19 protein-coding genes, 1 tRNA gene and 1 pseudogene are annotated in these 21463 nt (G+C 69.2%); 6 read left to right on the forward strand and 15 right to left on the reverse strand.

Annotated elements, in window-relative coordinates; translation table 11 throughout:
* Positions 1–40: 40 nt before the first annotated feature.
* From ACQP06_RS29855 to dapE, 3 genes are all read right to left on the reverse strand, one after another.
* Positions 41–592, reverse strand: coding sequence for a TIGR00730 family Rossman fold protein (locus ACQP06_RS29855; RefSeq protein ID WP_433668032.1), 552 nt, complete (start codon positions 590–592; stop codon positions 41–43).
* Positions 586–1389, reverse strand: coding sequence for a TIGR00730 family Rossman fold protein (locus ACQP06_RS29860; protein ID WP_433668034.1), 804 nt, complete (start codon positions 1387–1389; stop codon positions 586–588). Before ACQP06_RS29860 ends, ACQP06_RS29855 begins: the two co-directional genes overlap by 7 nt.
* Positions 1390–1454: 65 nt before the next feature.
* The gene (dapE, locus tag ACQP06_RS29865) at positions 1455–2561 is read right to left on the reverse strand and encodes a succinyl-diaminopimelate desuccinylase (RefSeq protein WP_433668036.1); all 1107 of its coding nucleotides are present in this window, start codon (positions 2559–2561) and stop codon (positions 1455–1457) included.
* Between the two features lie 109 nt (positions 2562–2670).
* Between dapE and dapD the strand changes: the two genes are divergently transcribed.
* The gene (dapD, locus tag ACQP06_RS29870; protein WP_433668037.1) at positions 2671–3633 is read left to right on the forward strand and encodes a 2,3,4,5-tetrahydropyridine-2,6-dicarboxylate N-succinyltransferase; all 963 of its coding nucleotides are present in this window, start codon (positions 2671–2673) and stop codon (positions 3631–3633) included.
* 77 nt (positions 3634–3710) lie between these two features.
* Here the strand turns inward: dapD and ACQP06_RS29875 are convergent, their stop codons facing one another.
* The 3 genes from ACQP06_RS29875 to ACQP06_RS29885 all read right to left on the reverse strand — a co-directional run bounded on the left by ACQP06_RS29875 (position 3711) and on the right by ACQP06_RS29885 (position 5947).
* Positions 3711–4022 (reverse strand): hypothetical protein, encoded by a 312-nt coding sequence (locus tag ACQP06_RS29875; RefSeq protein ID WP_433668038.1) that lies wholly within the window; start codon positions 4020–4022, stop codon positions 3711–3713.
* Between the two features lie 100 nt (positions 4023–4122).
* Positions 4123–4494 (reverse strand): PPOX class F420-dependent oxidoreductase, encoded by a 372-nt coding sequence (locus tag ACQP06_RS29880; protein ID WP_357091451.1) that lies wholly within the window; start codon positions 4492–4494, stop codon positions 4123–4125.
* A 34-nt stretch (positions 4495–4528) separates the two neighbouring features.
* Entirely contained in the window at positions 4529–5947 is a 1419-nt protein-coding gene (locus tag ACQP06_RS29885; RefSeq protein WP_433668040.1) for an acyl-CoA synthetase, read from the reverse strand.
* Positions 5948–6094: 147 nt separating this feature from the next.
* Here ACQP06_RS29885 and ACQP06_RS29890 point away from each other — a divergent pair, with 147 nt between their 5' ends.
* Positions 6095–6949, forward strand: a complete 855-nt coding sequence (locus ACQP06_RS29890; RefSeq protein ID WP_433668042.1) for an oxygenase MpaB family protein — start codon at positions 6095–6097, stop codon at positions 6947–6949.
* Between the two features lie 13 nt (positions 6950–6962).
* Here ACQP06_RS29890 and ACQP06_RS29895 read toward each other — a convergent pair whose 3' ends face one another.
* Entirely contained in the window at positions 6963–7595 is a 633-nt protein-coding gene (locus ACQP06_RS29895) for a TetR/AcrR family transcriptional regulator (RefSeq protein WP_433668044.1), read from the reverse strand.
* Positions 7596–7741: 146 nt separating this feature from the next.
* On the opposite strand from ACQP06_RS29895, the gene ACQP06_RS29900 reads away from it, so the two are divergent.
* Entirely contained in the window at positions 7742–8605 is an 864-nt protein-coding gene (locus ACQP06_RS29900; RefSeq protein WP_433668045.1) for an oxygenase MpaB family protein, read from the forward strand.
* A gap of 24 nt (positions 8606–8629) precedes the next feature.
* Here the strand turns inward: ACQP06_RS29900 and ACQP06_RS29905 are convergent, their stop codons facing one another.
* From ACQP06_RS29905 to cofG, 7 genes and pseudogenes are all read right to left on the reverse strand, one after another.
* A complete protein-coding gene (locus ACQP06_RS29905; RefSeq protein WP_433668047.1) occupies positions 8630–9589 on the reverse strand; it encodes a proline dehydrogenase family protein in 960 nt (319 codons plus the stop codon).
* On the reverse strand, positions 9589–11223 hold the full coding sequence (pruA, locus tag ACQP06_RS29910; protein WP_433668048.1) for an L-glutamate gamma-semialdehyde dehydrogenase: 1635 nt from the start codon (positions 11221–11223) through the stop codon (positions 9589–9591). Before pruA ends, ACQP06_RS29905 begins: the two co-directional genes overlap by 1 nt.
* 76 nt (positions 11224–11299) lie before the next feature.
* Positions 11300–12787: a GMC oxidoreductase gene (locus ACQP06_RS29915; RefSeq protein WP_433668050.1), complete on the reverse strand. Its 1488-nt coding sequence runs from the start codon at positions 12785–12787 to the stop codon at positions 11300–11302.
* Positions 12788–13140: 353 nt separating this feature from the next.
* Positions 13141–13214, reverse strand: a tRNA-Asp gene (locus ACQP06_RS29920).
* A gap of 69 nt (positions 13215–13283) precedes the next feature.
* Entirely contained in the window at positions 13284–14390 is a 1107-nt protein-coding gene (dapC, locus tag ACQP06_RS29925; protein ID WP_433668052.1) for a succinyldiaminopimelate transaminase, read from the reverse strand.
* A 9-nt stretch (positions 14391–14399) separates the two neighbouring features.
* The gene (fdxA, locus tag ACQP06_RS29930; protein WP_040812194.1) at positions 14400–14723 is read right to left on the reverse strand and encodes a ferredoxin; all 324 of its coding nucleotides are present in this window, start codon (positions 14721–14723) and stop codon (positions 14400–14402) included.
* Positions 14724–14862: 139 nt separating this feature from the next.
* A pseudogene (gene cofG, locus ACQP06_RS29935) lies at positions 14863–16182 on the reverse strand (7,8-didemethyl-8-hydroxy-5-deazariboflavin synthase CofG); the annotation flags it as partial.
* A gap of 174 nt (positions 16183–16356) precedes the next feature.
* Here cofG and ACQP06_RS29940 point away from each other — a divergent pair.
* From ACQP06_RS29940 to ACQP06_RS29950, 3 genes are all read left to right on the forward strand, one after another.
* On the forward strand, positions 16357–17850 hold the full coding sequence (locus ACQP06_RS29940) for a hypothetical protein (protein WP_433668054.1): 1494 nt from the start codon (positions 16357–16359) through the stop codon (positions 17848–17850).
* A 96-nt stretch (positions 17851–17946) separates the two neighbouring features.
* Positions 17947–18453 (forward strand): PH domain-containing protein, encoded by a 507-nt coding sequence (locus ACQP06_RS29945; protein ID WP_433668056.1) that lies wholly within the window; start codon positions 17947–17949, stop codon positions 18451–18453.
* A gap of 113 nt (positions 18454–18566) precedes the next feature.
* On the forward strand, positions 18567–20099 hold the full coding sequence (locus ACQP06_RS29950) for a PH domain-containing protein (RefSeq protein WP_433673469.1): 1533 nt from the start codon (positions 18567–18569) through the stop codon (positions 20097–20099).
* Positions 20100–20105: 6 nt separating this feature from the next.
* Here the strand turns inward: ACQP06_RS29950 and ACQP06_RS29955 are convergent, their stop codons facing one another.
* Complete coding sequence (locus tag ACQP06_RS29955) at positions 20106–21410, reverse strand: FAD-binding oxidoreductase (RefSeq protein ID WP_433668058.1); 1305 nt, start codon at positions 21408–21410, stop codon at positions 20106–20108.
* Positions 21411–21463 lie beyond the last annotated feature (53 nt).

Here is a 21463-nt window from a genome sequence, read left to right on the forward strand (position 1 = left end):
GATTCGTCCGATCTTGTCGAGTGAAACCGTGGAGTTCCGGTCAGCGGGTGAGACGCAGTCCGGCGAAGGCGGTGTCGAAGCTCTTGGTCACCAGCACCCGGTCGATGGCCTCCAGTCCGGCGTAGCCGCGCACCCGCAGCTCCCCGATCCAGTCGAACAGGCCGCGGTAGTGGTCCTGCGGGTCGAGCACCACCACCGGTTTGGCGTGCACGCCCAGGTAGGCGCCGGTCCAGGTTTCGAAGAGCTCCTCGAGCGTGCCGATGCCGCCGGGCAGGGTGAGGAAGGCGTCGGCGCGTTCGTCCATCACCTGTTTGCGCTCGCGCATGGTATCGGTGACGACCAGCTCGTCGGCGTCGGTGTCGGCGACCTCCTTGTGCACCAGGTGCTTGGGGATGACCCCGACGGTGTGCGCCCCGGCGGCCCGCGCCGCCTGCGCGACCGCGCCCATCATGGATACGTTGCCGCCGCCGGACACCAATTGCCAACCGCGACGGCCGATCTCGGCGCCGACCCGGGTGGCCAGGTCCAGCGCCGCCGGATCGTCGACGCTGGCCGAGCAGTACACGCAGACCGCGTAGGCGTCGCTCACCACTGCTCCTCCACCCCTGTCTCGTCCATCTCCCGGCGCGCCCGCGCGGCCAGGGTGACGATCTCCACCACCTCGTCGACGCTGTCGGTGACGTGCAGCAGCCCCAGGTCGCCGGCCGCGATCTTGGCCGTGCCGAGCAGCGAGTCGCGCATCCAATCCACCAGTCCCGCCCAGTATTCGGTGCCGAACAGGATGATCGGGAAGCGGGTGATCTTGCGGGTCTGCACCAGGGTCAGCGCCTCGAACAGCTCGTCGAGGGTGCCGAAACCGCCCGGCATGCACACGAACGCCTGCGCGTACTTGACGAACATGGTCTTGCGCGCGAAGAAGTACCGGAAGTTGATGCCGAGGTCGACCCACTCGTTGAGGTGCTGCTCGAACGGCAGCTCGATGCCGAGGCCGATCGAGTAGCCGCCCGCCTCCGACGCGCCCCGGTTGGCCGCTTCCATCGCGCCCGGCCCGCCGCCGGTGATGACCGCGAAACCGGCATGGGCCAAGGCGCTTCCGATCGCGACCCCGGCCTCGTACTCGGCCGAGTCGGCGGGCGTGCGGGCGGAGCCGAAGACGGCCACCGCGCGCGGCACCTCCGCCAAAGCGCCGAAGCCCTCGACGAATTCGGCCTGGATGCGCAGGACGCGCCACGGGTCGGTGTGCACCCAGTCGACCGGACCGCGCTCGTCGAGCAGATGCTGATCGGTGGTTCCGATCCCCTTCTTGCGGTCCCGCCGCAACATGATCGGGCCCCGGAATCGTGGTGTCTTCGACAAACCCGCACCCTCGTTTTCGCCGTCAGCAGACATACAGGCAACCGTACAGCGAGCGCATGACCGCTGTCGGTCGCCCGTTCAGCGTGGTGCTGAACAGTTCATCGGCTTTTCTCGCCGGTGAGGTAGCTGCGCAGCATCGAGGCCACCTGGGTGATCTGCTCGACGGGCAGGTGCTCGTCACGCTTGTGCGCCAGGTTCGGGTCGCCGGGACCGAAATTCACCGCGGGCATGCCGCGCGCGGCGAACCGCGAGACATCGGTCCAGCCGTACTTGGCGCGCACCCCGCCGGAGCCGTGCGTGTGCACGATCTCGATGAGGTCCTTGGCGGCCGGATTCGACAGGCCGGGCAGGGCGCCGGGCGCGCCGTCGGTGCGCTCGAATTCCAGTTCCAGTCCGGCGAACACCTCACGCACGTGCTCGGTGGCCTGGTCCAGGGTGCGGTCGGGGGCGAAGCGGAAGTTCACGTCCACGGTGGCGACGTCGGGCACGACATTGCCCGCCACGCCGCCCTCGACGCGGACCGCGGACAGGCCCTCGCGGTAGGTGCAGCCGTCGATCTCGACCTCGCGGGCCTGATATCCGGCCAGCCGCTCCAGGATCGGGGCGAGGCGGTGAATGGCGTTGTCCCCCAGCCAGGCTCGCGCGGTGTGGGCGCGCACGCCGGCGGTGGTGAGCCGCACGCGCAGGGTGCCCTGGCAGCCCGCCTCGATCCAGCCGCCGGACGGCTCACCGAGAATCGCGAGGTCGCCCTCCAGCCATTCGGGCAGTTCGCGTTCGATGCGGCCCAGCCCGTTGTACTCGGCCGCGATCTCCTCGCAGTCGTAGAAGATGAGGGTCAGGTCGTGCACCGGGTCGGCGACGGTGGCGGCCAGGTGCAGGAAGACCGCGTCGCCGGACTTCATATCGACGGTGCCGCAACCCCACAGCTGTCGTTCGCCGTCGGCGGTGGTCTCGAAGTGGCCGGGCACATTGTCGGCGATCGGCACGGTGTCGAGGTGCCCCGCGAGGATCACGCGGCTGGGCAGGCCCCGATTGGTTCGCGCCAGCACGGTATTGCCGTGGCGCAGAATCTCGAATCCGGTGGTCTGTTCGCGCAGGGCCTTTTCGACGATGTCGGCGATGACCTTCTCGTTCCGAGAGACGCTCGGAATATCCACGAGCGCGGCGGTGAGTGAAATCGGGTCGGCTCTCAGATCGATGGTCACTCGATCCACCCTAAAGGAGGAATAACCGCAGTTCTTCGCACGGTGGCTGCGTTGGCACAAATCGGCACCGCATGCGGTATGAATTCGCAGCCCGGTAACGTGTGGGAACGTGAGTACTCAGGGAGCAGCAGCAGTCGGCATCGCCACCATCACCGTCAATGGGACGGTCCTCGACACCTGGTACCCGTACCCGACGCTCGGCGAATTCTCCGCCGACGAGGTGGGCACGGTGCGGCTGGACGCCTCCGATCCCGAGTACGCCAAGTTCGCCGCCTCGGCGGGCGTCGACGAGGACCGGCGGGTCGAGACCGTGGCGGTCCGCACCGTCATCGCCGACCTGTCCGCCGCGCCGATCGACACCCACGACGCCTACCTGCGCCTGCACCTGCTCTCGCACCGCCTGGTCCGCCCGCACGGCGCGAACCTCGACGGCGTCTTCGGGCTGCTCGCGAACGTGGTGTGGACCAACCACGGTCCGTGCTCGACCGAGGAGTTCGAGCTGACCCGCCTGAAGCTGCGGGCCCGCGGCCAGGTCACCGTGTACGGCGTCGACAAGTTCCCGCGCCTGGTGGACTACGTGCTGCCCTCCGGTGTCCGCATCGCCGACGCCGATCGCGTGCGCCTGGGCGCGCACCTGGCCTCGGGCACCACCGTCATGCACGAGGGCTTCGTCAACTTCAATGCCGGCACGCTCGGCAATTCCATGGTGGAGGGCCGTATCTCGGCCGGTGTGGTGGTCGGTGACGGCTCCGATGTCGGCGGCGGCGCGTCCATCATGGGCACCCTGTCCGGCGGCGGCAAGCAGGTCATCTCGCTGGGCGAGCGCTGCCTGCTGGGCGCGAACTCGGGCCTGGGCATCTCGCTCGGCGACGACTGCGTGGTGGAGGCGGGCCTCTATGTCACCGCGGGCACCAAGGTGGCGCTGCCCGACAGCCAGATCGTGAAGGCCGGTGAGCTGTCCGGCAAGTCGAACCTGCTGTTCATCCGCAACTCGCTGACCGGCGCGGTCGAGGTGCGGCCTCGCAAGGGCACCGGCATAGAGCTGAACGCGGCCCTGCACGCCAACGACTGAGTCGTAACAGACGAAAACCCCTGCCGGCTTGGGCCGCAGGGGTTTTCGTCGTTTCGGGGCTCAGCCGCGGGGCGCGCTCACTTGTAGAGGGCGCACCACGGAGCGGGCTGTCCGTCGAGCGGAGGGATCGGGCCGGTGTTGTTGCACTGGCCCGAACCGGTCTGGAGCGCCTTGATCAGGTTCGAGGAACCGGCCGCGGACGGATCGAACGATCCGGTGCCGGTGGGCCCGGTGTTCACCGATCCGGTGGTGGTGGTCCCGGCGACCGGCTCGGCGGGCTGAAGCATCGGGGTGAGCGACAGTGGCGCGGCGGTCGCCGCGGCGGCGGGGGCCAGCAGTCCGGCGAGGACGGCGGTGGCGGCCATGGTGGTGCGCAGTGCGGTGGGCATCGTTCGGCCTTCCTGGATGACGAGAAACAACCTCCAGGACGCTAGAGGCGGCCCCGATCCGCGGCCAGACCCCGAAACCCTCGGCAGCAGAACCTCGGTGTCAGTCGATGCCGAAGGCGATGACGCGCTCCGGGGTGATGCGGATGATCTCCGGGGACAGGCCGGGGTAGAACGGTTCGACATCGCGCAGAGCCTGTGCGGTGCCGCGGATTTCGAGGCAGCGCACGGTCCACGGGTCGACGGACGGGACGTCGTCGACGACGAAGGCGATCCGGTCCTCCTTCGACAGATTGCGGAACTTCTGGCTGGCGCCCATATGGTGGCCGCCGATGTCGATGGTGCCGAGCGCCGCGTTGTAGCGATAGCCGACCGGATTGTTCTGCGGGGAGCCGTCGGGCCGGACGGTGGCGAGCCGTCCGAGCCGCTGACTGTTCAGGTAGTCGATCTGCGCGGGCGACAGGGATGCGGTCATGTCGATCACGCTAGAACCTCGACCGCGCTTCAGGTCAAGACAAGAGCTTCTTCTGCACCTTGCCCATGGCATTGCGCGGCAGCGCGTCCACCAGGCGCACCTCGCGGGGCCGCTTGTGCACCGAGAGTTCCCCCGCCACGTGGGCGATGAGCTCGTCGGCGAGCGCGGCGTCCGCGGCGTCGCGCGGCACCACGTAGGCGACGATGCGCTGTCCGAGGTCCTCGTCCGGGACGCCGATGACGGCGGTCTCGGCCACCGCGGGATGCCCCAGCAGGGAGGTCTCGATCTCGCCCGCGCCGATCCGGTAACCGCCGGATTTGATCAGGTCCACCGATTCCCGGCCCACGATGCGGTGGAAGCCCTCGGCGTCGATGACGGCCACGTCACCGGTCTTGAACCAGCCGTCGGCGGTGAAGTTCTCGGCGGTCACCTCCGGCTTGCCCAGGTAGCCGGCGAACAGCATGGGGCCCCGAACCTGCAGTCCGCCAACGCTTTCCCCGTCGTGCGGCACCGGCGCGCCGGACTCGTCGCGCAGCCGGGTCTCCACCCCGGCGACCGGGGTGCCCACCCAGCCGGGGCGACGTTCGCCGTCGGGCCGGGTGGAGAGGGTGATCATGGTTTCGCTCATGCCGTAACGCTCGATCGGGGCGTGCCCGGTGAGGTCGGCCAGCCGCTCGAACACCGGCACGGGCAGCGGGGCGCTGCCCGAGATCAGGATGCGCGCTTTCACCAATTCCCGTGCGGCGTCGGGCTCTTCGACGATCCGCGACCACACGGTGGGGACGCCGAAGTACATGGTGCCATGCGCGTCGGCGTAGGCGCGCGGGGTGGGCTTGCCGGTGTGGACCAGCGGGCTACCCGCCCGCAGCGGACCGAGCAGGCCCAGGATCAGGCCGTGCACGTGGAACAGCGGGAGGCCGTGCACCAGAACGTCGTTCGAGGTCCAGCCCCACGCCTGGATCAGGGCGTCCAGCCCGGCGGCGATGGCGGCGCGGCTGAGCATCACCCCCTTGGGCGCGCCCGTGGTGCCGGAGGTGTAGAGCACGAAAGCCGTTGCGGTCCCGGCGGGTTCGGCGTAGCGGTGCCAGGATCGGGCGTGCTTGCGGACCGGGATCACCGGCAGTTCGGAGCCTTCGGGGGCCTTGCCCAGCCAGGCCTGTGCCTCGGAGTCGCGCAGGATGTGGGCCAGTTCCGCGCTGCCCGCGTCCGGCGGGACCGGGACCACGGTGACCCCGGCGATCAGGCAGCCGATCACCGCGAGCACAGTGGTGACGGTCGGCTCGGCCAGCACCGCGACCCGGCGGGCCTGGGCGACGCGTTCGGCGACCGAGGTGGCCGCGCCGAGCAGATCACTGCGCGACAGGGTCTCCCCGTCGATGGTGACGGCATCGGGGATATCGGCTCCGGCGGCGATGGCGACCGGATTCAGCGAACTCAGCAAGAGCGGCGACACGGGCTCACGCTACCCGAGGCCGCGGTCCGCCGACCCGCCGCGCGGCGCGCAACGGTTCGCTTGCGAAGCCGTCGCGCCGGTTGACAGACCACCCGAGTGGGTAAGACAGTTTCTGTACAACCTTCTCACCCGAGGATGTGGTCAACGATGACCAGGCCGCTGCCCCACCCTGTCGAATCCGGCGCGCCCGCACCGGAGATCGATGTCTGCCGCTACCTCGACGGCGCGGCCGGTTTCTTCGGCGCCGCCGCGAACGTGATCATGCAGCTTTCCAATCCCCCGGTCGGCTACGGCGTGGTGGAGAGCCCGGTGGAGTCCGGGAACGTCATGGTCCACCCGTTCAAGCGGTTGCGCACCACCCTGACCTACCTGGCCGTCGCGCTGCTGGGTACCGAGGAGGACCGCGCCGCCTACCGCGAGGCGGTCGACGCCGTGCACAAGTACGTCCGTTCCCGCCCGGACAGCACCGTGAAGTACAACGCCTTCGATCCGAGACTCCAGCTCTGGGTGGCGGCCTGCCTGTACTGGGGCGCACGCGACATCTACGAGCGCATGCACGGCCCGATGGACGACTACGACGCCGACGCCTTCTACCACCACGCCGCCCGCCTGGGCACCACCTTGCAGGTGCGCCCGGAGATGTGGCCCGCCGACCGCGCCGCCTTCGACCGGTACTGGGCCGAGAACCTCGCCAGGACCCGCATCGACCCGAAGATCAAGGCGTACTTCGACGATCTCATCGACCTGAAGATGCTGCCCCGCCCGCTGCGCCCGCCGTTCGCCGGCGCGCACCGCTTCTTCGTGACCGGGCTGCTGCCGCAACATCTCCGGGACGAGATGGGTATGACCTGGACGCCGGGTCAGGACCGGGCGCTGGCCGCCATGCTGAAGACGGCGGGCGCGGTCGAGTCGGTGGTGCCGGCCCCGCTGCGCGCGTTCCCGCTCAACGTCTATCTCACCGATATGCGGCTGCGCCGCCGACTGGGCCTGAAGCTGGTGTGAAACTCGTTGCCGGTCAGAGGATTCGGAAGCCCGGAATCACGTGCTCGCGGGCGAACTTGCGCAGCGCCTCCGGATCGTCGAGCGGGATGACGGTCTGCGGGGTGAGCGCCAGCGAGAGCGCGGCCCGGGCGGTCATCTCCGCCAGCGGCAGCGGATCGTACTGCGGCAGTTTGCCTTCCGCCTGGAGCCGGGCGGTGAACTCGGCCACGTAGTCGCGGCCCAGTTCGATCACCGGCGCGCCCTGCACGGTCAGATAGGGCAGCACGATCTCGGGTTCGGTCTTGAGCAGCCGGTCCAGCAGCTGGTTGTTGCGCAGGCCCTCGGTGAAGGCCACGAACAGCGCGACGATCTGCTCCTCGGCGCTGGCGTCGGCCTCGATCGGCCCCTGCACGGCGGCGTCCACGTCGTCGATGAACTGGCGGGCCTGCCGTAGCCCGACGGCCTGGATGAGATCGTTCTTCCCGGCGAAGCGCCGGTAGAGGGTGGCCAGCGAGAGTCCGCCGCGCCGGGCGACCTCGACCATGCTGGTGCGTTTGATGCCGAAGTCCAGGAAGGCGAGCAGGGCGGCGTCGAGGACCTTGGCCTGATTGCGGTCCTCGGGGCCGGATCCGCGGACGAGTGGCAGCAGTTTGGCCAGTTTGGCCATGGTCCGGGCCCTTTCCGGTCGCAAAGAAACGGTGAGGCACTAATCTTCGCACATTGACACCGGCACCCCATGATGAGAAGGTGAGTGGCGAAATTTCTCACACTCTCCTCACCGGCGAGGAGTGACGACGAGGAGTCGAGTCAACGATGACCGCCCCGCTGCGCAAATTCGACGAGTTTCCCCCGGCCTATCAGCCGTTGACCCCCGCGGACATCCGCGAGCACATCGACGGCGTCGCGGCCTTCCTGGGCGGCGCGGCCAATGTGGTGATGCAGCTGTCGCTCAAGCCGGTCGCCTACGGCGTCATGGAGAGTGACGTGGACAGCGGCAAGGTGACCCTGCACCCGGTCAAGCGGCTGCGCACCACCCTCACGTACCTCTCGGTCGCCCTGCTCGGCAACGACCTGGACCGCAGTACCTACCGCGAGGCCGTGAACGGCGCGCACCGCAGCGTGCACTCCAAGCCCGGCAGCGCGGTCAAGTACAACGCCTTCGACCCCAAACTCCAGTTGTGGGTGGCGGCCTGCCTGTACTGGGGTGTGGACGACCTGTACCACCGCATGCGCGGCCCGATGGATCCCGAACTGGCCGAAGCCTTCTACCAGTACTGCGCCCGCCTGGGCACCACGCTGCAGATGCGCCCGGAGATGTGGCCCGCCACCCGCGAGGACTTCTACGCCTACTGGGACGAGAACCTGGCGACCAAGTCCATCGACGGGCCCACCCGAAAGTACTTCAACGACCTCACCGATCTGAAGATGGTGTCGTGGCCGGTGCAGTTCGCCCTGGGCGGCCTGCACCGCTTCATCGTCACCGCGCTGCTCCCCCAGCACCTGCGCGACGAGATGTCCATGACCTGGAGCGCCCGCGACGAGCGCGTCTTCACCGGCTTCCTGCGCGTGATCTCCGCGGTCTGGACCCGCATGCCCACGGTGCTGCGGATGTTCCCCTACAACTTCTTCCTGGCGGACATGCGTCTGCGCCGGCGCTTCGGCCGTCCGCTGGTCTGAATCCGACCGGCGGCCGGAGGGCCCTCAGCCGCGCTCGGTCAATGCGCGCAGGAAGAAGCCGAGATTGGCCGGGCGTTCGGCGAGACGGCGCATGAGGTAGCCGTACCACTGGGTGCCGTAGGGAATGTAGACGCGCAGCGAGTGGCCGTCGTCGACCAGGCGGCGCTGTTCGGCGTCGCGGATGCCGTAGAGCATCTGGAACTCGAAATCGCCTGGTTCGCGGTGGTTTTCGGCGGCCAGCGCGAGGGCGGCGGAGATCATGGCCGGGTCGTGCGAGGCGATCATGGGGTACCAGGCATTGCGGAGCAGCACCTCGAGGCAGCGCAGGTAGGAGGCGTCCACCTCCGCGCGGCGCTGGTAGGCGACGGTGTCGGGTTCCTGATAGGCGCCCTTGCACAGGCGGATTCGGGTGCCGTCGGCCGCCAGGTCGCGGGCATTGTGCTCGGCCTGGCGCAGATAAGTCTGCAAAGCTACCGCCAGCCACGGGAATTCGGTGCGGGCATTGCGGACCGCTTCGAGAGTCTCGGCGGTCGTGGTGTGGTCCTCGGCATCGACGGTCACCCAGACGTGGCGTTCGACGGCCTTCGCGCACAGCTTGTGCAGGTTCTCCGCGGCGATGGCCGGGCCGTCCTGCCCCAGGGACTGGCCCAGCGCCGACAGCTTGAGCGAGACCTCCACCCGCGGGATGTCGGTGAGCACCCCGGCGGCCGTCCGGTCCGCCTCGGCCAGATCGTCGATGAGCGAGAAGTATTCCGCCACCGCGGCATCCGCCTGGGCGCGGTCGGTGGTGTACTCGCCCAGGAAGTCGACGCTGACCGAGCGCCCGCTCTCCAGCAGCGCCCGCGCGACCGGCACCATGTCCGCGCGGGTCTCCCCCGCGACGAACCGCCGCACCACCGCGGCGGTCACCGGCACCTTCGTGATGACGTCCTTGATCCGGGACGACCCGGCGGCCGCCAGGATCGCCGGGCGCAGTGGATTCATCACGCCTCCATGTGGGGGTAGCGGTACTCGGTGGGCGGGACGAACGTCTCCTTCAGGGTGCGGGGCGCGACCCAGCGCAGCAGGTTGAGGTGGGAGCCCGCCTTGTCGTCGGTGCCCGAGGCCCGGGCACCGCCGAAGGGCTGCTGGCCGACCACCGCGCCGGTGGGCTTGTCATTGATGTAGAAGTTCCCGGCCGCGAATCGCAGTGTGCTGGTGGCGGATTCGACGGCCTGGCGGTCGCGGGCGAAGATGGCGCCGGTGAGGGCGTACGGGGAGGTCCCGTCCACCACGTCCATGATCTCCTCGAAGGCGTCGGGCGCGCCGTCGTCGTAGACGTAGACCGACAGGATCGGCCCGAAGTACTCGGTCTCGAAGGACTCGTCGCCGGGGTCGTCGCTGAGCAGCACGGTCGGCCGCACGAACCAGCCCTCGCTGTCGTCGTAGCCGCCACCCGCCGGAATCGACACGCCCTGCTCGCGGGCGCGCCCGATGGCGGCCACGCACTTGGCGTAGGAGCGGTCGTCGATCACGGCACCACCGAAATTCGAGAGATCGGCGACATCCCCGTAGGTCAGCGACTCCACCTCGGCCAGGAAGTCCGAGCCCATCCGCCGCCACACCGATTTCGGAATATAGGCGCGCGAGGCGGCCGAGCACTTCTGGCCCTGATACTCGTAGGCGCCGCGAATCATGGCCACGCGCAACGCATCCGGATCGGCGGAGGGGTGCGCGAGGATGAAGTCCTTGCCGCCGGTCTCGCCCACCAGCCGCGGATAACCGTGGTATCGGCCGATATTCGAGCCCACCGTCTGCCACAGGTATTGGAAGGTGCGCGTCGATCCGGTGAAGTGGATGCCCGCCAGGTGTGGATCGGCCAGCACGACCTCCGACAACTGCGCGCCGGCACCGGTCACCATGTTGATGACCCCCGGCGGCAGTCCGGCCTCCTCCAGCAATTTCATGGTGTAGTAGGCCGAGAGCGTCTGTGTCTGCGACGGTTTCCAGATGACCGTATTGCCCATGAGCGCGGGCGCGGTGGGCAGGTTCCCGGCGATGGCGGTGAAGTTGAACGGCGTGATGGCGCACACGAACCCTTCCAGGGGCCGGTAGTCCATCCGATTCCACACGCCCGGTGAGGATTGCGGCTGTTCCCGCAGGATCCCCCGCGCGAAGGCCACATTGAACCGCCAGAAGTCGACCAGCTCGCACGGTGCGTCGATCTCGGCCTGCTGCACCGATTTCGACTGTCCGAGCATGGTGGCGGCGGCGATGGTCTCGCGCCAGGGCCCGGCCAGCAGGTCGGCGGCGCGGAGCAGGATGGCGGCCCGTTCCTCGAAGGGCATGGCCCGCCAGCCGGGCGCGGCCGCGGTCGCCGCGGCGATGGCCGCCCGGGCTTCGTCGTGGGTGGTGTTGGCGTAGGTCCCCAGTACGTGCCGGCGCCGGTGCGGCATCACGATATCGCGGCGTTCACCCGCGCCGGGCTGATGTTTGCCGCCGATCACCAGCGGCACTTCAACGGCTTCGGCGGAGAGTTCGGCCAGCCGCCCGGCCAGCAGCTCGCGTTCGCGGCTGCCGGGGGCGTAGGTGTGCACCGGTTCATTGACGGGAGCGGGGACAACCGTGACAGCGTCCATATCCAACACTATCGCGATCACCCCCGCCCGGCCGGACAGAACACGCCCCGACGGCCGCTACAGCGGAATATTTACGTCAGTGAAAGTCCTCCGCGATGATCTTCTCGATATTCCGTTCCGCCAGAGCCGTAATGGTTACGAAGGGGTTCACGGTGGTGAAGCCCGGGATCAGGGAGCCGTCGATGACGTAGAGGCCCGGGTAGGACGAGAGGCGGCCGTAGTTGTCGGTGGCCACATTGAGCACGCAGCCGCCGAGCGGGTGGTACGCGAAGTCGTCGCCCCAGGTCTTGTAGGTACCGAACAGGTCGGTCCGGTAGATGGTGCCTTCCTTGCTGTTGATCTTGTCGAAGATCCGCTTGGCCGCGTCGATGCCGGGCTGGTTCCAGGCGGTCTGCCAGTTCAGGTCGACACCGCCGCTGCCCGAGTTGTAGGTGAACTTGGCCCGGTTCGGGTTCTTGGTGATCGCCAGATACAGGCTGGCGAAGGTCTCGATCCCGGCCGGGAACGGCGAGACCTCGGCGAAGGCCGGACCGCCGCTGTCGGCCAGGTTGTCGATGCCCAGGCAGGGGATGCAGGACTGCAGGCTGCCGGTGGCGTCCCAGGCTTGGTTCTGCCGGGCCACCATGACATTGCCGTTGTTGCCCCAGCCGGCGCCGACCGAGTCGGGCAGGTTGGGCAGCTTGCCGGTGGCCTTCTGGGTCACCAGCAGTTTGCTGGTGCCCACGCTGCCGGCCGCGAAGAAGACCTTCTGCGCCGTAACCGTTTTCGACTTCACGGTGTTGCCGCTGGTGTCGATCTGGTTCATCACGACCGAGAACCCGCCGCCGTTGGCCGGGGACACGGTGGTGACCACGTGCTGCGGGACGATGGTCACCTTGCCGGTGGCCGAGGCGTCCGCGAGATAGGTCTTGTCGAGGGAGTTCTTGCCGTAGTTGTTGCCGTAGATGACCTCGGCGTTGAGGGCGGAACGCGGCGCGGTGTTGGCCTGCTCCTGCTTCATGTAGTTGAAGTCGTAGACGTTGGGGACGAAGGTCCACTTGAAGCCGGACCGCTCGGCCTGCTTACGGCCGACGCGGGCGAACTGGTAGCAGTCGGCGTTCTCGAACCAGGTCGAGTCGATGTTGTTCACCTTCAGCCCGGCATTGGCGCGCGGGTAGTAGGTGTTGTACATCTCGCCCGGGTCCACCGAGGGCAGGATGGTCGGGAACCAGCTCTGCTGCGGCGTCACCGCCATACCGCCGTTGACCAGCGAGCCACCGCCGACGCCGCGGCCCTGGTAGATGCGAATCCCGCTGAACTGCTCGGAATCCAGCACGCCGGTGTACCGGGAGATGGACTTGTTGTAGGGCGCGCCCATGAAGTGGTTGACGGGCTGGTCGGTCTCGGTGCGCAGCCAGAACGAGCGGCCGTCGGGCTTGAGCATGTTGCAGAAGACCTTGCCGTCGGAACCCGGCTGACTCCAGGACATGCCCTTCTCGACCATGACCACGTTCTGACCGGCCTGCGCGAGCCGCAGGGCCGCGACCGCGCCGCCATAACCTGTTCCAATTACCAGGACCGGCATCTGATCGCCGTCATTGACCGACCCGGCAGGTAAGGCCCGGGCCGCTGGGAGCTTCCCTAGTAGCGCGGCCGCCCCGAGAACAACCCCCGTTGCAGCTAGGAACCCTCGTCGGCTGACATTGCTGCCGTAAACACTCTTGCCGGGGGTTTCATAAGACAATCCACGCACTGAAATACTCCTCATCGAGTTGCGATGAGAACTTGTTATAGATGTTCTGGAGAGAACGTGTGTCAGTTTTCACAAAACGAGAGCTGACAACATATCTCGCTAACGGCGAGCAACCGAGGACGCAGCCGGAGGCAGAACAGCAAAAAGCCTCCCCACCGAAATCGGTGGGGAGGCTTTCACACTTGCGACCCTGACGGGACTCGAACCCGCGACCTCCGCCGTGACAGGGCGGCGCGCTAACCAACTGCGCCACAGGGCCTTACGAATCGCTCAGCCTTCGGCCTGGCGACGTCGTAGACGGTATCACGCGGGCCCGGGTAACCGAAAATCAGCTGGTCAGGCGATCAGCCGCAGTCGCGATGCGCTCGTCGGTGGCCGTGAGGGCAATGCGCACATGCTGATTCCCGCGCGGTCCGTAGAACTCGCCCGGGGCCGCCAGGATGCCGCGCGCGGCCAGCCAATCGAGGGTGGTGCGGCACGGCTCGTCGCGCGTCGACCACAGGTACAGACCCGCCTCGGAGTCGTCGATCCGGAATCCCGCGCGCTGCAGCGCATCTCGCAGCACCACCCGGCGGGCACGATAGCGGTCCTTTTGCTGGACCTCGTGCGCGTCATCGCCGAGCGCTGCGGTCATGGCCGCCTGGATCGGGAACGGCAGCATCATGCCGGAGTGCTTGCGCACCTCCAGCAGCTCCGCCACCAGCTCCGGGTCACCGGTCACGAAACCCGCGCGGTAACTGGCCAGATTCGAGGTCTTGGACAGCGAGTGGATGGCCAGCAGACCGGTGTGATCACCGTCGCACACCTCGGGATCGAGGATCGACACCGCGCGGCCCTCCCAGGCCAGGCCCAGGTAGCACTCGTCGGAGGCCACGATCGCACCGCGCTCGCGGGCGAACCGCACCACCTTGCGCAGATGGTCGACGCCGAGCACCTTGCCGGTCGGGTTGGACGGCGAGTTCAGGAAGATCAGCGCGGGCCGCTCGGGGCCCAGCGCCACCGTGCTGTCGGCGCGCAGGTACCGGGTGCCGGCCAGCAGCGCGCCCACCTCGTAGGTCGGGTACGCGACCTCGGGGATGACCACCAGATCCTCGGCGCCCAGCCCCAGCAGCCGCGGCAGCCCGGCGATGAGCTCCTTGGTGCCGATGGCCGGCAGCACCGCCGCCGGGTCCACCCCCGTGATCCCGAATCGCCGTTTCAGGGCCGCCACGACGGCCTCACGCAATTCGGGCGTGCCGTGCGTGGTCGGGTACCCGGGCACCTCCGCCACCGACGAAAGCGCCTCGCGGATCAGCGGATCCACCGGATCGACCGGGGTCCCGACCGAGAGGTCGACGATGCCGTCCGGATGCGAAGCGGCCTTCGCCTTCACGGAAGCGATGGTGTCCCAGGGGAAATCGGGTAGCAGTGCGCTGACCCGGCCACGCGCGGTCAAATCTCGGTCCTACTCGCTCGCCATCGGCGGCAGCGCGGCGATGAACGGCGGGTCGTAGTCGACCTTGCCGACCTTGGTGGCGCCGCCCGGGGAACCCAGGTCGTCGAAGAAGTCGACGTTGGCGTTCACGTAACCGGCCCACTGATCCGGGGTGTCGTCTTCGTAGAAGATGGCCTCCACCGGGCAGACCGGCTCACACGCACCACAGTCCACGCACTCGTCGGGTTGGATGTACAGCATGCGTCCGCCCTCGTAGATGCAGTCCACGGGGCATTCCTCGATGCACGCCTTGTCCTTCACGTCAACGCACGGTTCAGCGATGATGTACGGCACTGCCGCTCTCCTAGTCTGTCCACACCTGAGGGGGATACCTCCCCCCGGCGAAACCCTATCCCGGCCAGCCAACATTACTCTTGCACAGCCTGCCCTAACTTCGCGCGGTCACCTCGGGACCCCGTCCGGGCCGCGGGAGGTCGTCCCAGTCCTGCCACGGCAGGCCCTTCGGCCGCACGTCGGCGGCCAGACCGGTCACCGGATCGACCAGCGCGGCCACATGGCCCGCGATGCGCGGATCGATCCAGGGTTCGCCGGCCAGCACGTATTCCGGGTGGGCGGTGACGCGCTCGGTCAGCACGTACCCACAGTCGGCGGTGATCCGCGCCAAAGTGTCCAGGTTCGGCCACGGACGTTCCGGATTCACGTGGTCCGGGGTCAGCGGCGAGACCCCGCCCCAGTCGTCGATGCCCGCCCCCAGCAGCGCCCGGCACTCCTCGAGCGACACCAGGTTCGGCGGCGCCTGGATGCGCATCCCCGGGCCCATCACCAGCCGGGTCACCGCGATGGCGGCGCGGAACTCCTCCATCCCGGCGTCGGGACTGTGCCGCATGGCGGTGTCGTGCTTGGCCAGGAAGTTCTGCACGATGACCTCCTGCACGTGCCCGAAAGCCTTGTGCAGCTGGTGAATCGCGAGAATGGACTCGGCCCGCTCGACGATGGTCTCGCCGATGCCCACCAGGATGCCGGTGGTGAACGGCACCGCGAGTCGACCGGCGTCGGTCAGCGCCCGCAACCGCACCGCCGGATCCTTGTCCGGCGAACCGTAGTGCGCCTGGCCGGGTTCGGTGAACAGCCGGGTGGAGGTGGTCTCCAGCATCATGCCCATGGACGGCGACACCGGCTTGAGCCACGCCAGTTCCTCGTGGCTCATCACGCCGGGGTTCAGGTGCGGCAGCAGCCCGGTCTCCTCGAGCACCCGGATCGCCATGGCGCGGATGTAGTCCAGGGTGGAGGCATAGCCGCGTTCGTCGAGCCACTGCCGGGCCTCGGGCCAGCGGTCCTCGGGACGGTCGCCGAGCGTGAAAAGCGCTTCCTTGCAACCGAGTTCGGCGCCCTGGCGGGCGACGTCGAGGATCTCCTCGGGCTCCATGTACATGCCCTTGCCCTGGGCGCGCAGCTTGCCGGGCACGGTGACGAAGGTGCAGTAGTGGCAGCGGTCGCGACACAGGTGCGTAATGGGGATGAACACCTTGCGCGAGTAGGTGATCGGCAGAGTCTCGCCCGCATACCCGGATGCCCGCAGCCCGGCGTCGCGCACCCGCGCCGCCGACTCGCACAGCTCGACCAGGTCCGCGCCGCGCGCCCGCAGCAGCACGACGGCCGTATCCAGGTCGAGCGTCGCGCCGTCCCGGGCCCGTCCCAGTGCGGCCCGCATGACCTCGGCATCGGGTGTCACCTGCTCCCGCGGCGCGCTGGGCAGGCTCGGGGTGGGTAGATCCGTCACGTCCACGATCATGCGCCATCCATCCCGTTGATCCGACTCGGGTGCCATGGAACGAGGCAACCCGCGAGCCCGCCGAGGTTATTCCGATGCAATTACTTGCATCCTCGAGTACATCTATTCAAATCTCGGAAACGATCCAATAGCCTCGCGGGCGACTACTTCCCAGCAGAAAAGGGAGAGATCTTCGTGCTCGCGCAAATCCGACGTGCCGCCGTCGTCGCCGGCCTCGGCGCCACCGCCCTGCTCACCATCGCCACCAGCACCGCATCGGCCTTCGGGCCGCTCCCACCAGCAAATCCCTATCTGGGACCGGTCGGCACCGCGACCATGCACGGCGATTCGGAAGCCTCCGACACCACCCCGCTGCCGGGCGTCGGCACCGGCGGAGTGAACGCCGACTTCCACGAACAGGGCGCGGCCTGCCCGACCATCCTGCAGGGCGCGGACGGCCTCCCGCAGGCCCTGTGCACCAAGATCACCGATCGCGCGCCCGAGGTGCTGCTGCTGGATCCGGGCAACGGCAACACCCTCGCCAAGCTCGACCTCACCAAGGGCAGCCTGCTCGGCGGCGTCTACGCCTACCTCGACAACCAGGACCGGATGGTCACCGTCGACGGCTCCGGCAACCTGCTGCGGATCGGGCACCAGCGCGGCTCCGACGGCAAGTGGTCGCTGTCCATCGCGTCCAAAACCGATGTGACACAGGCGGTCACCGGGCACTGCGGCGGCGGCGACTGCGACGCGGTCAGCTCCGTCTCCCCCGACTACCAGGGCCGGGTCTGGTTCGCCACCGATGGCGCGGCCGCCGGATTCGTCAACCTCGACGGCAGCGCGCGCTCCATCGTGCTCGCGCCCGGCGAGAACGTGGCCAACAGCATCGCCACCGGACCCCAGGGCATGGCCGTCGCCACCGACCACGCCCTCTACCTGCTCGACGTGGACGGCGGCGGCAACCCGCGGATCGTCTGGCGGCAGGCCTACGACCGCGGCCCCGCCCGCAAACCCGGCCAGCTGAGCTGGGGCACCGGCGCCACCCCGACCTTCTTCGGCCCCGGCGACGGCACCGAATACCTGGCCATCACCGACAACGCCGCCACCAAGGAGAACCTGCTCGTCTACAACACGGCCACCGGCACGCCCGTCTGCTCGGTGCCCGCCATCGACGGCACCGAGAACTCCCCCATCGGATCCGGCAACAGCGTGTTCGTGGCCAGCACCTACGGCTACCCGTACCCGGCGCTGCCGCCCAACGCGGGCACCAGCCAGCCCGCCAGCGCGCCGATCTCGGGCGGCATGACCCGCATCGACGTCACCGGCTCCGGCTGCACCGTGGTGTGGACCAACACCGTGCCGTCCTCGGCGGTGCCGCGCCTGTCCGTGGCGGACGGCAAGATCTACACCTTCACCCGGCACTCGCTGCTCGGTAGTGGCAGCAGCGCGCTCGGCAGCGGCAGTTCCGCGCTCGGCAGCGGCAGCGCGGGGCTGGGCAGCGGCAGCGCGGGCGTCACCGACAACTACAGCTTCGCGGTGATCGACGCCAATACCGGCAAGGTCGACTCCGAGCAGTTCGTCGGCGCGACCACGATCAACGACACCCTCGAGATGGTCGGGACGATCGCGCCCGGCCGAATCCAGTACCAGGGCACCACGACCGGGCTGTACCGAGTCACGCCCAAGTAGACGGTCCGCCGCGGCGGCGGAGGCGATAGAACCGAGCGTTCGGTACTCGCTCGCAACAACCGCCTCCGCGGCCCGATTCATGCAAGCATGGGCACCATGTCCCAGCCCCTCGCTCCCGGCGGCCTGCCGGCCGACCCGGCCCGGCGGCCCAGCCCCCGCGCCAAACTGCTGTGGGCGCTGAGCGCCGCCCTGTCCTGGGTGGTGCCGGTCCTCGGGGTGGGGGTCTGGGCGTTGTTCGACACGCACCGGCGCGGGTTACAGGGACTGGTGCTCGGAATCGTGCTGCTGGCAGCGGTTTTCAGCATCGTGGTGATTCCGCTGTGGCGGTACGCGGTGCACCGGTGGGAGATCACCGACGAAGCCGTCTACACCCGGACCGGCTGGTTCACCCAGGAGAGCCGGGTCGCGCCGATCACCCGGGTCCAGACGGTCGACACCTATCGCGGGCCGCTCGAGCGACTGCTCGGGCTGGCCACCGTCACCGTCACCACGGCCTCCTCGGCGGGGGCGGTGCACATCAGCGCGCTGGCGCTGGCCGACGCGCGGGACACCGTCGCCCAGCTGACCGCGATCGCCGCCCAGCACCGCGGGGACGCCACGTGAGCCTGCCGCCCGACGAGGACGCCTTCTCCGATTCCTATCCGACAGAACAGCTTTCACCGCTGCCCGCGAGCCTCGAACCGGCCGGCGCGGGCTGGCAGCGGCTCGACAAACGCATGCTGCTGGTGCACCCGGTCACCGAACTCATCCGCTTCATCCCGGTGCTGATCGCCACGCTGGTCGCGGGCGCCCGCGCCGACAGCCCGCTGTGGAGCCTCACCGTGGTCGGCGTGATCGTGGCCTTCGCCCTCACCCGCTGGTTCACCACCACCTACCGCATCACGCCCGACAATGTGGAACTCCGCACCGGCCTGATCCAGCGCAAACGACTCTCCGTCCCGCGCAACCGGGTCCGCTCGGTGGACGTGGAGGCCGACCTGCTGCACCGGGCGCTCGGACTGGCCGTGCTGTCCATCGGCACCGGGCAGCACGCGGAGAAGCGGGAACAGTTCAAGCTGGACTCCCTGGACGCGAAACTGGTGCCGGACCTGCGGACCGCACTGCTGGCGCACACCCGGGCGAGCGCGGAATCGACTGCCCCGCAGTCGATCACGCCCGAAGCAGCCGCCCCGGTCGTGGCCGGCGATGCCGTGGAGATCGCGCACTGGCAGGCGGAATGGGTGCGGTACGCCCCGCTCTCGCTGACCGGCTTCGCCATCATCGCCCCGGTCGTGGGTCTGGCCTTCCAGTACGGCTTCGCGCAGATCTTCCTGAAGTCCGGCACCGTCCAGGATGTCGGCCACCGCAGCGCGGGCGTCATCGCGGGCGTCATCGCGCTGCTGATCGTGCTGCTCGTGGTCGTGGTCAGCGTGGCCGCCTGCGCCCGCTACCTGCTGACCTGGTTCGGCCTCCTGGTCCACGACGACGGCAAGACCCTCACCATCCGGCACGGCCTGCTCACCACCCGTCAGACCACGCTCGACCTGGCCCGCCTGCGCGGCGCGACGGTGAACGAACCGCTGCTGCTGCGCCTGGCCGGGGCCGCCGAGCTCGAGGCCATCATGACCGGCACCAGCCCGCGGCAGAAGATCCTGCCGCAGGCTCCGCGCGCCGCCGTGCACCGGACGCTCGGCCACCTGCTCGGCACCGGCCGGACCGGCACCGCCGACACGGCATCGCTTGCCACACAACCGATCTCCGCTGTATCGGCGGTGGACGCCTCCGCGCTCGTGACCGTGCCGCTGCTCCCCCACGGCCCCGCCGCGCACCGCCGCCGCTACACCCGCGCGCTGGGCCCGCTCGCGGCGGCCGCCGCGATTCTGCTGGTGATTTCCCTTGCGGGAGGCCAGGTTCCGCTGTGGGTCTGGATCGCGCTTGCCGTAGCCGTGCCGCTCGCGGCGGCCCTGGCGTGGGACCGGTACCGCGGTCTCGGCCATGCCGTCCTGCCCGCCGCGGACGGCAAGCCCGCCTGGCTCATCACCCGCAGCGGCTGCCTGGACCGCGACCGCGACTGCCTGGAAGCGCCCGGCGTCATCGGCTGGACCGTCCGCCAGACCTTCTTCCAGCGCCGCGCGGGCGTCGCCACCGTGGTGGCGGCGTCGGCGGCGGGCAAGAAGCGGTATCACGTCATCGATCTGCCGCTGGAGCAGGCGTGGGAGCTCATCGAGGCGGTCACGCCCGGACAGCTGGGCGTCCCGGCCCGGCCGTGATCCGACTCAACCCTGGACCGGGAAGTTGGCGCGAATCACGTTGTGCGGGTCGCGCTCTCGCTTGACCGCCCGCAGGCGGTCCAGGGTCGCCGGGTCGAACGCGGCGGCCGCCGACTCCCCCGGGGACAGGAACGTGAAGGGCTTGCGCCCGGTGACCTGACCATCGAGCTGCGCGACCAGGGTGTCCACCTTGGCGTGCACCGCGTCCCGCAGCTGCGGCAGTCCGATGCCCAGCAGATACACCAGGTACCCGTCGGCCAGCGCACCGCGCGCGCCCGCGGCGGGTCCGGCGAACGCGCCGCCGAGCCCGCGCACCTGGATATTGGCCAGTGGCGCAACGGATTCGCCGAGCAGGATCTTCTCCGCCTCCGCCGTCAGCTCGGGCAGCAGTTCGGTGCGGCCGATGGCCGGGCTGGGATCGGTCGGCTCGGAGGTGATGGTCCCGATCTCCGCGACCGTCATGGCCGCCCGCGAATCGGAGACCGCGCCGCCGATCCGGTCCAGCGCCGACACCAGGTCCCGGCCCGTGCCGGCGTCGCCGAGGTAGGCGACATCGAGGGCCACCATCTCCGGCGACTGCGGGAATTGGAAGCGCTGGAACCACACCGACAGCTCGTCTGGCCCGTGAGAAGTCAAGGCCCGGAAGGCCTCCCACACCTCGGGCAGACGCTCGGCGGGCCACATCACCCGGCCGCCGTACAGGTCGGGCGCGGGGAACAGCTCGAACTCGAGCCCGGTCACCACCGCGAAATCACCGCCGCCGCCGGACAGCGCCCAGAACAGGTCCGGATCGCTGTCGGCGGTCACCCGGGCGGGGCGGCCGTCGGCGTCCACGATCTCGAAGGCGCGCACCGCGTTCGACGCCCACCCGTACTTGCGGCCGAACCAGCCCGCGCCGCCACCCAGCGTGTAGCCGGTCACCCCGACCACCGGATTGCTGCCCGCCAGACCGGTGAGCCCGTGCTCGGCGGCGGCCGCCTGCACCCGGCCCCACTGCAGGCCCGCGCCGACCCGCGCCACCCGCGCCGCCGGATCGATCTCCAGGCGATCCAGCGCGCCCGTGCGCAGCAGGATGGCGGTCTCGACGCCGCCCGCCGCGCCGTGCCCGGTCGGCTGGGTCACCACCGGACGACCCGCGGCGCGCGCGTACGCCACCACGGCGGCCACGTCCTCGGCGTCGGCGGCCTCGGCGACCGCCGCCACCGGCTGCGTCACCGCCAGGCTCCACGGCCGCGCGACCTGATCGAAGTCCGCGTCACCGGCCTCCAGCACCCGGCCCCGGACGGTGTTGCGCAGTTCGTCGAATCCCATCGTCTTCCCCTCGTCTCTCTCGCGAACGCGATTCCGCAAGAAGGACGAGACAG

Source organism: Nocardia sp. CA-136227 (genome assembly GCF_050955695.1).
Taxonomy (GTDB): domain Bacteria; phylum Actinomycetota; class Actinomycetes; order Mycobacteriales; family Mycobacteriaceae; genus Nocardia.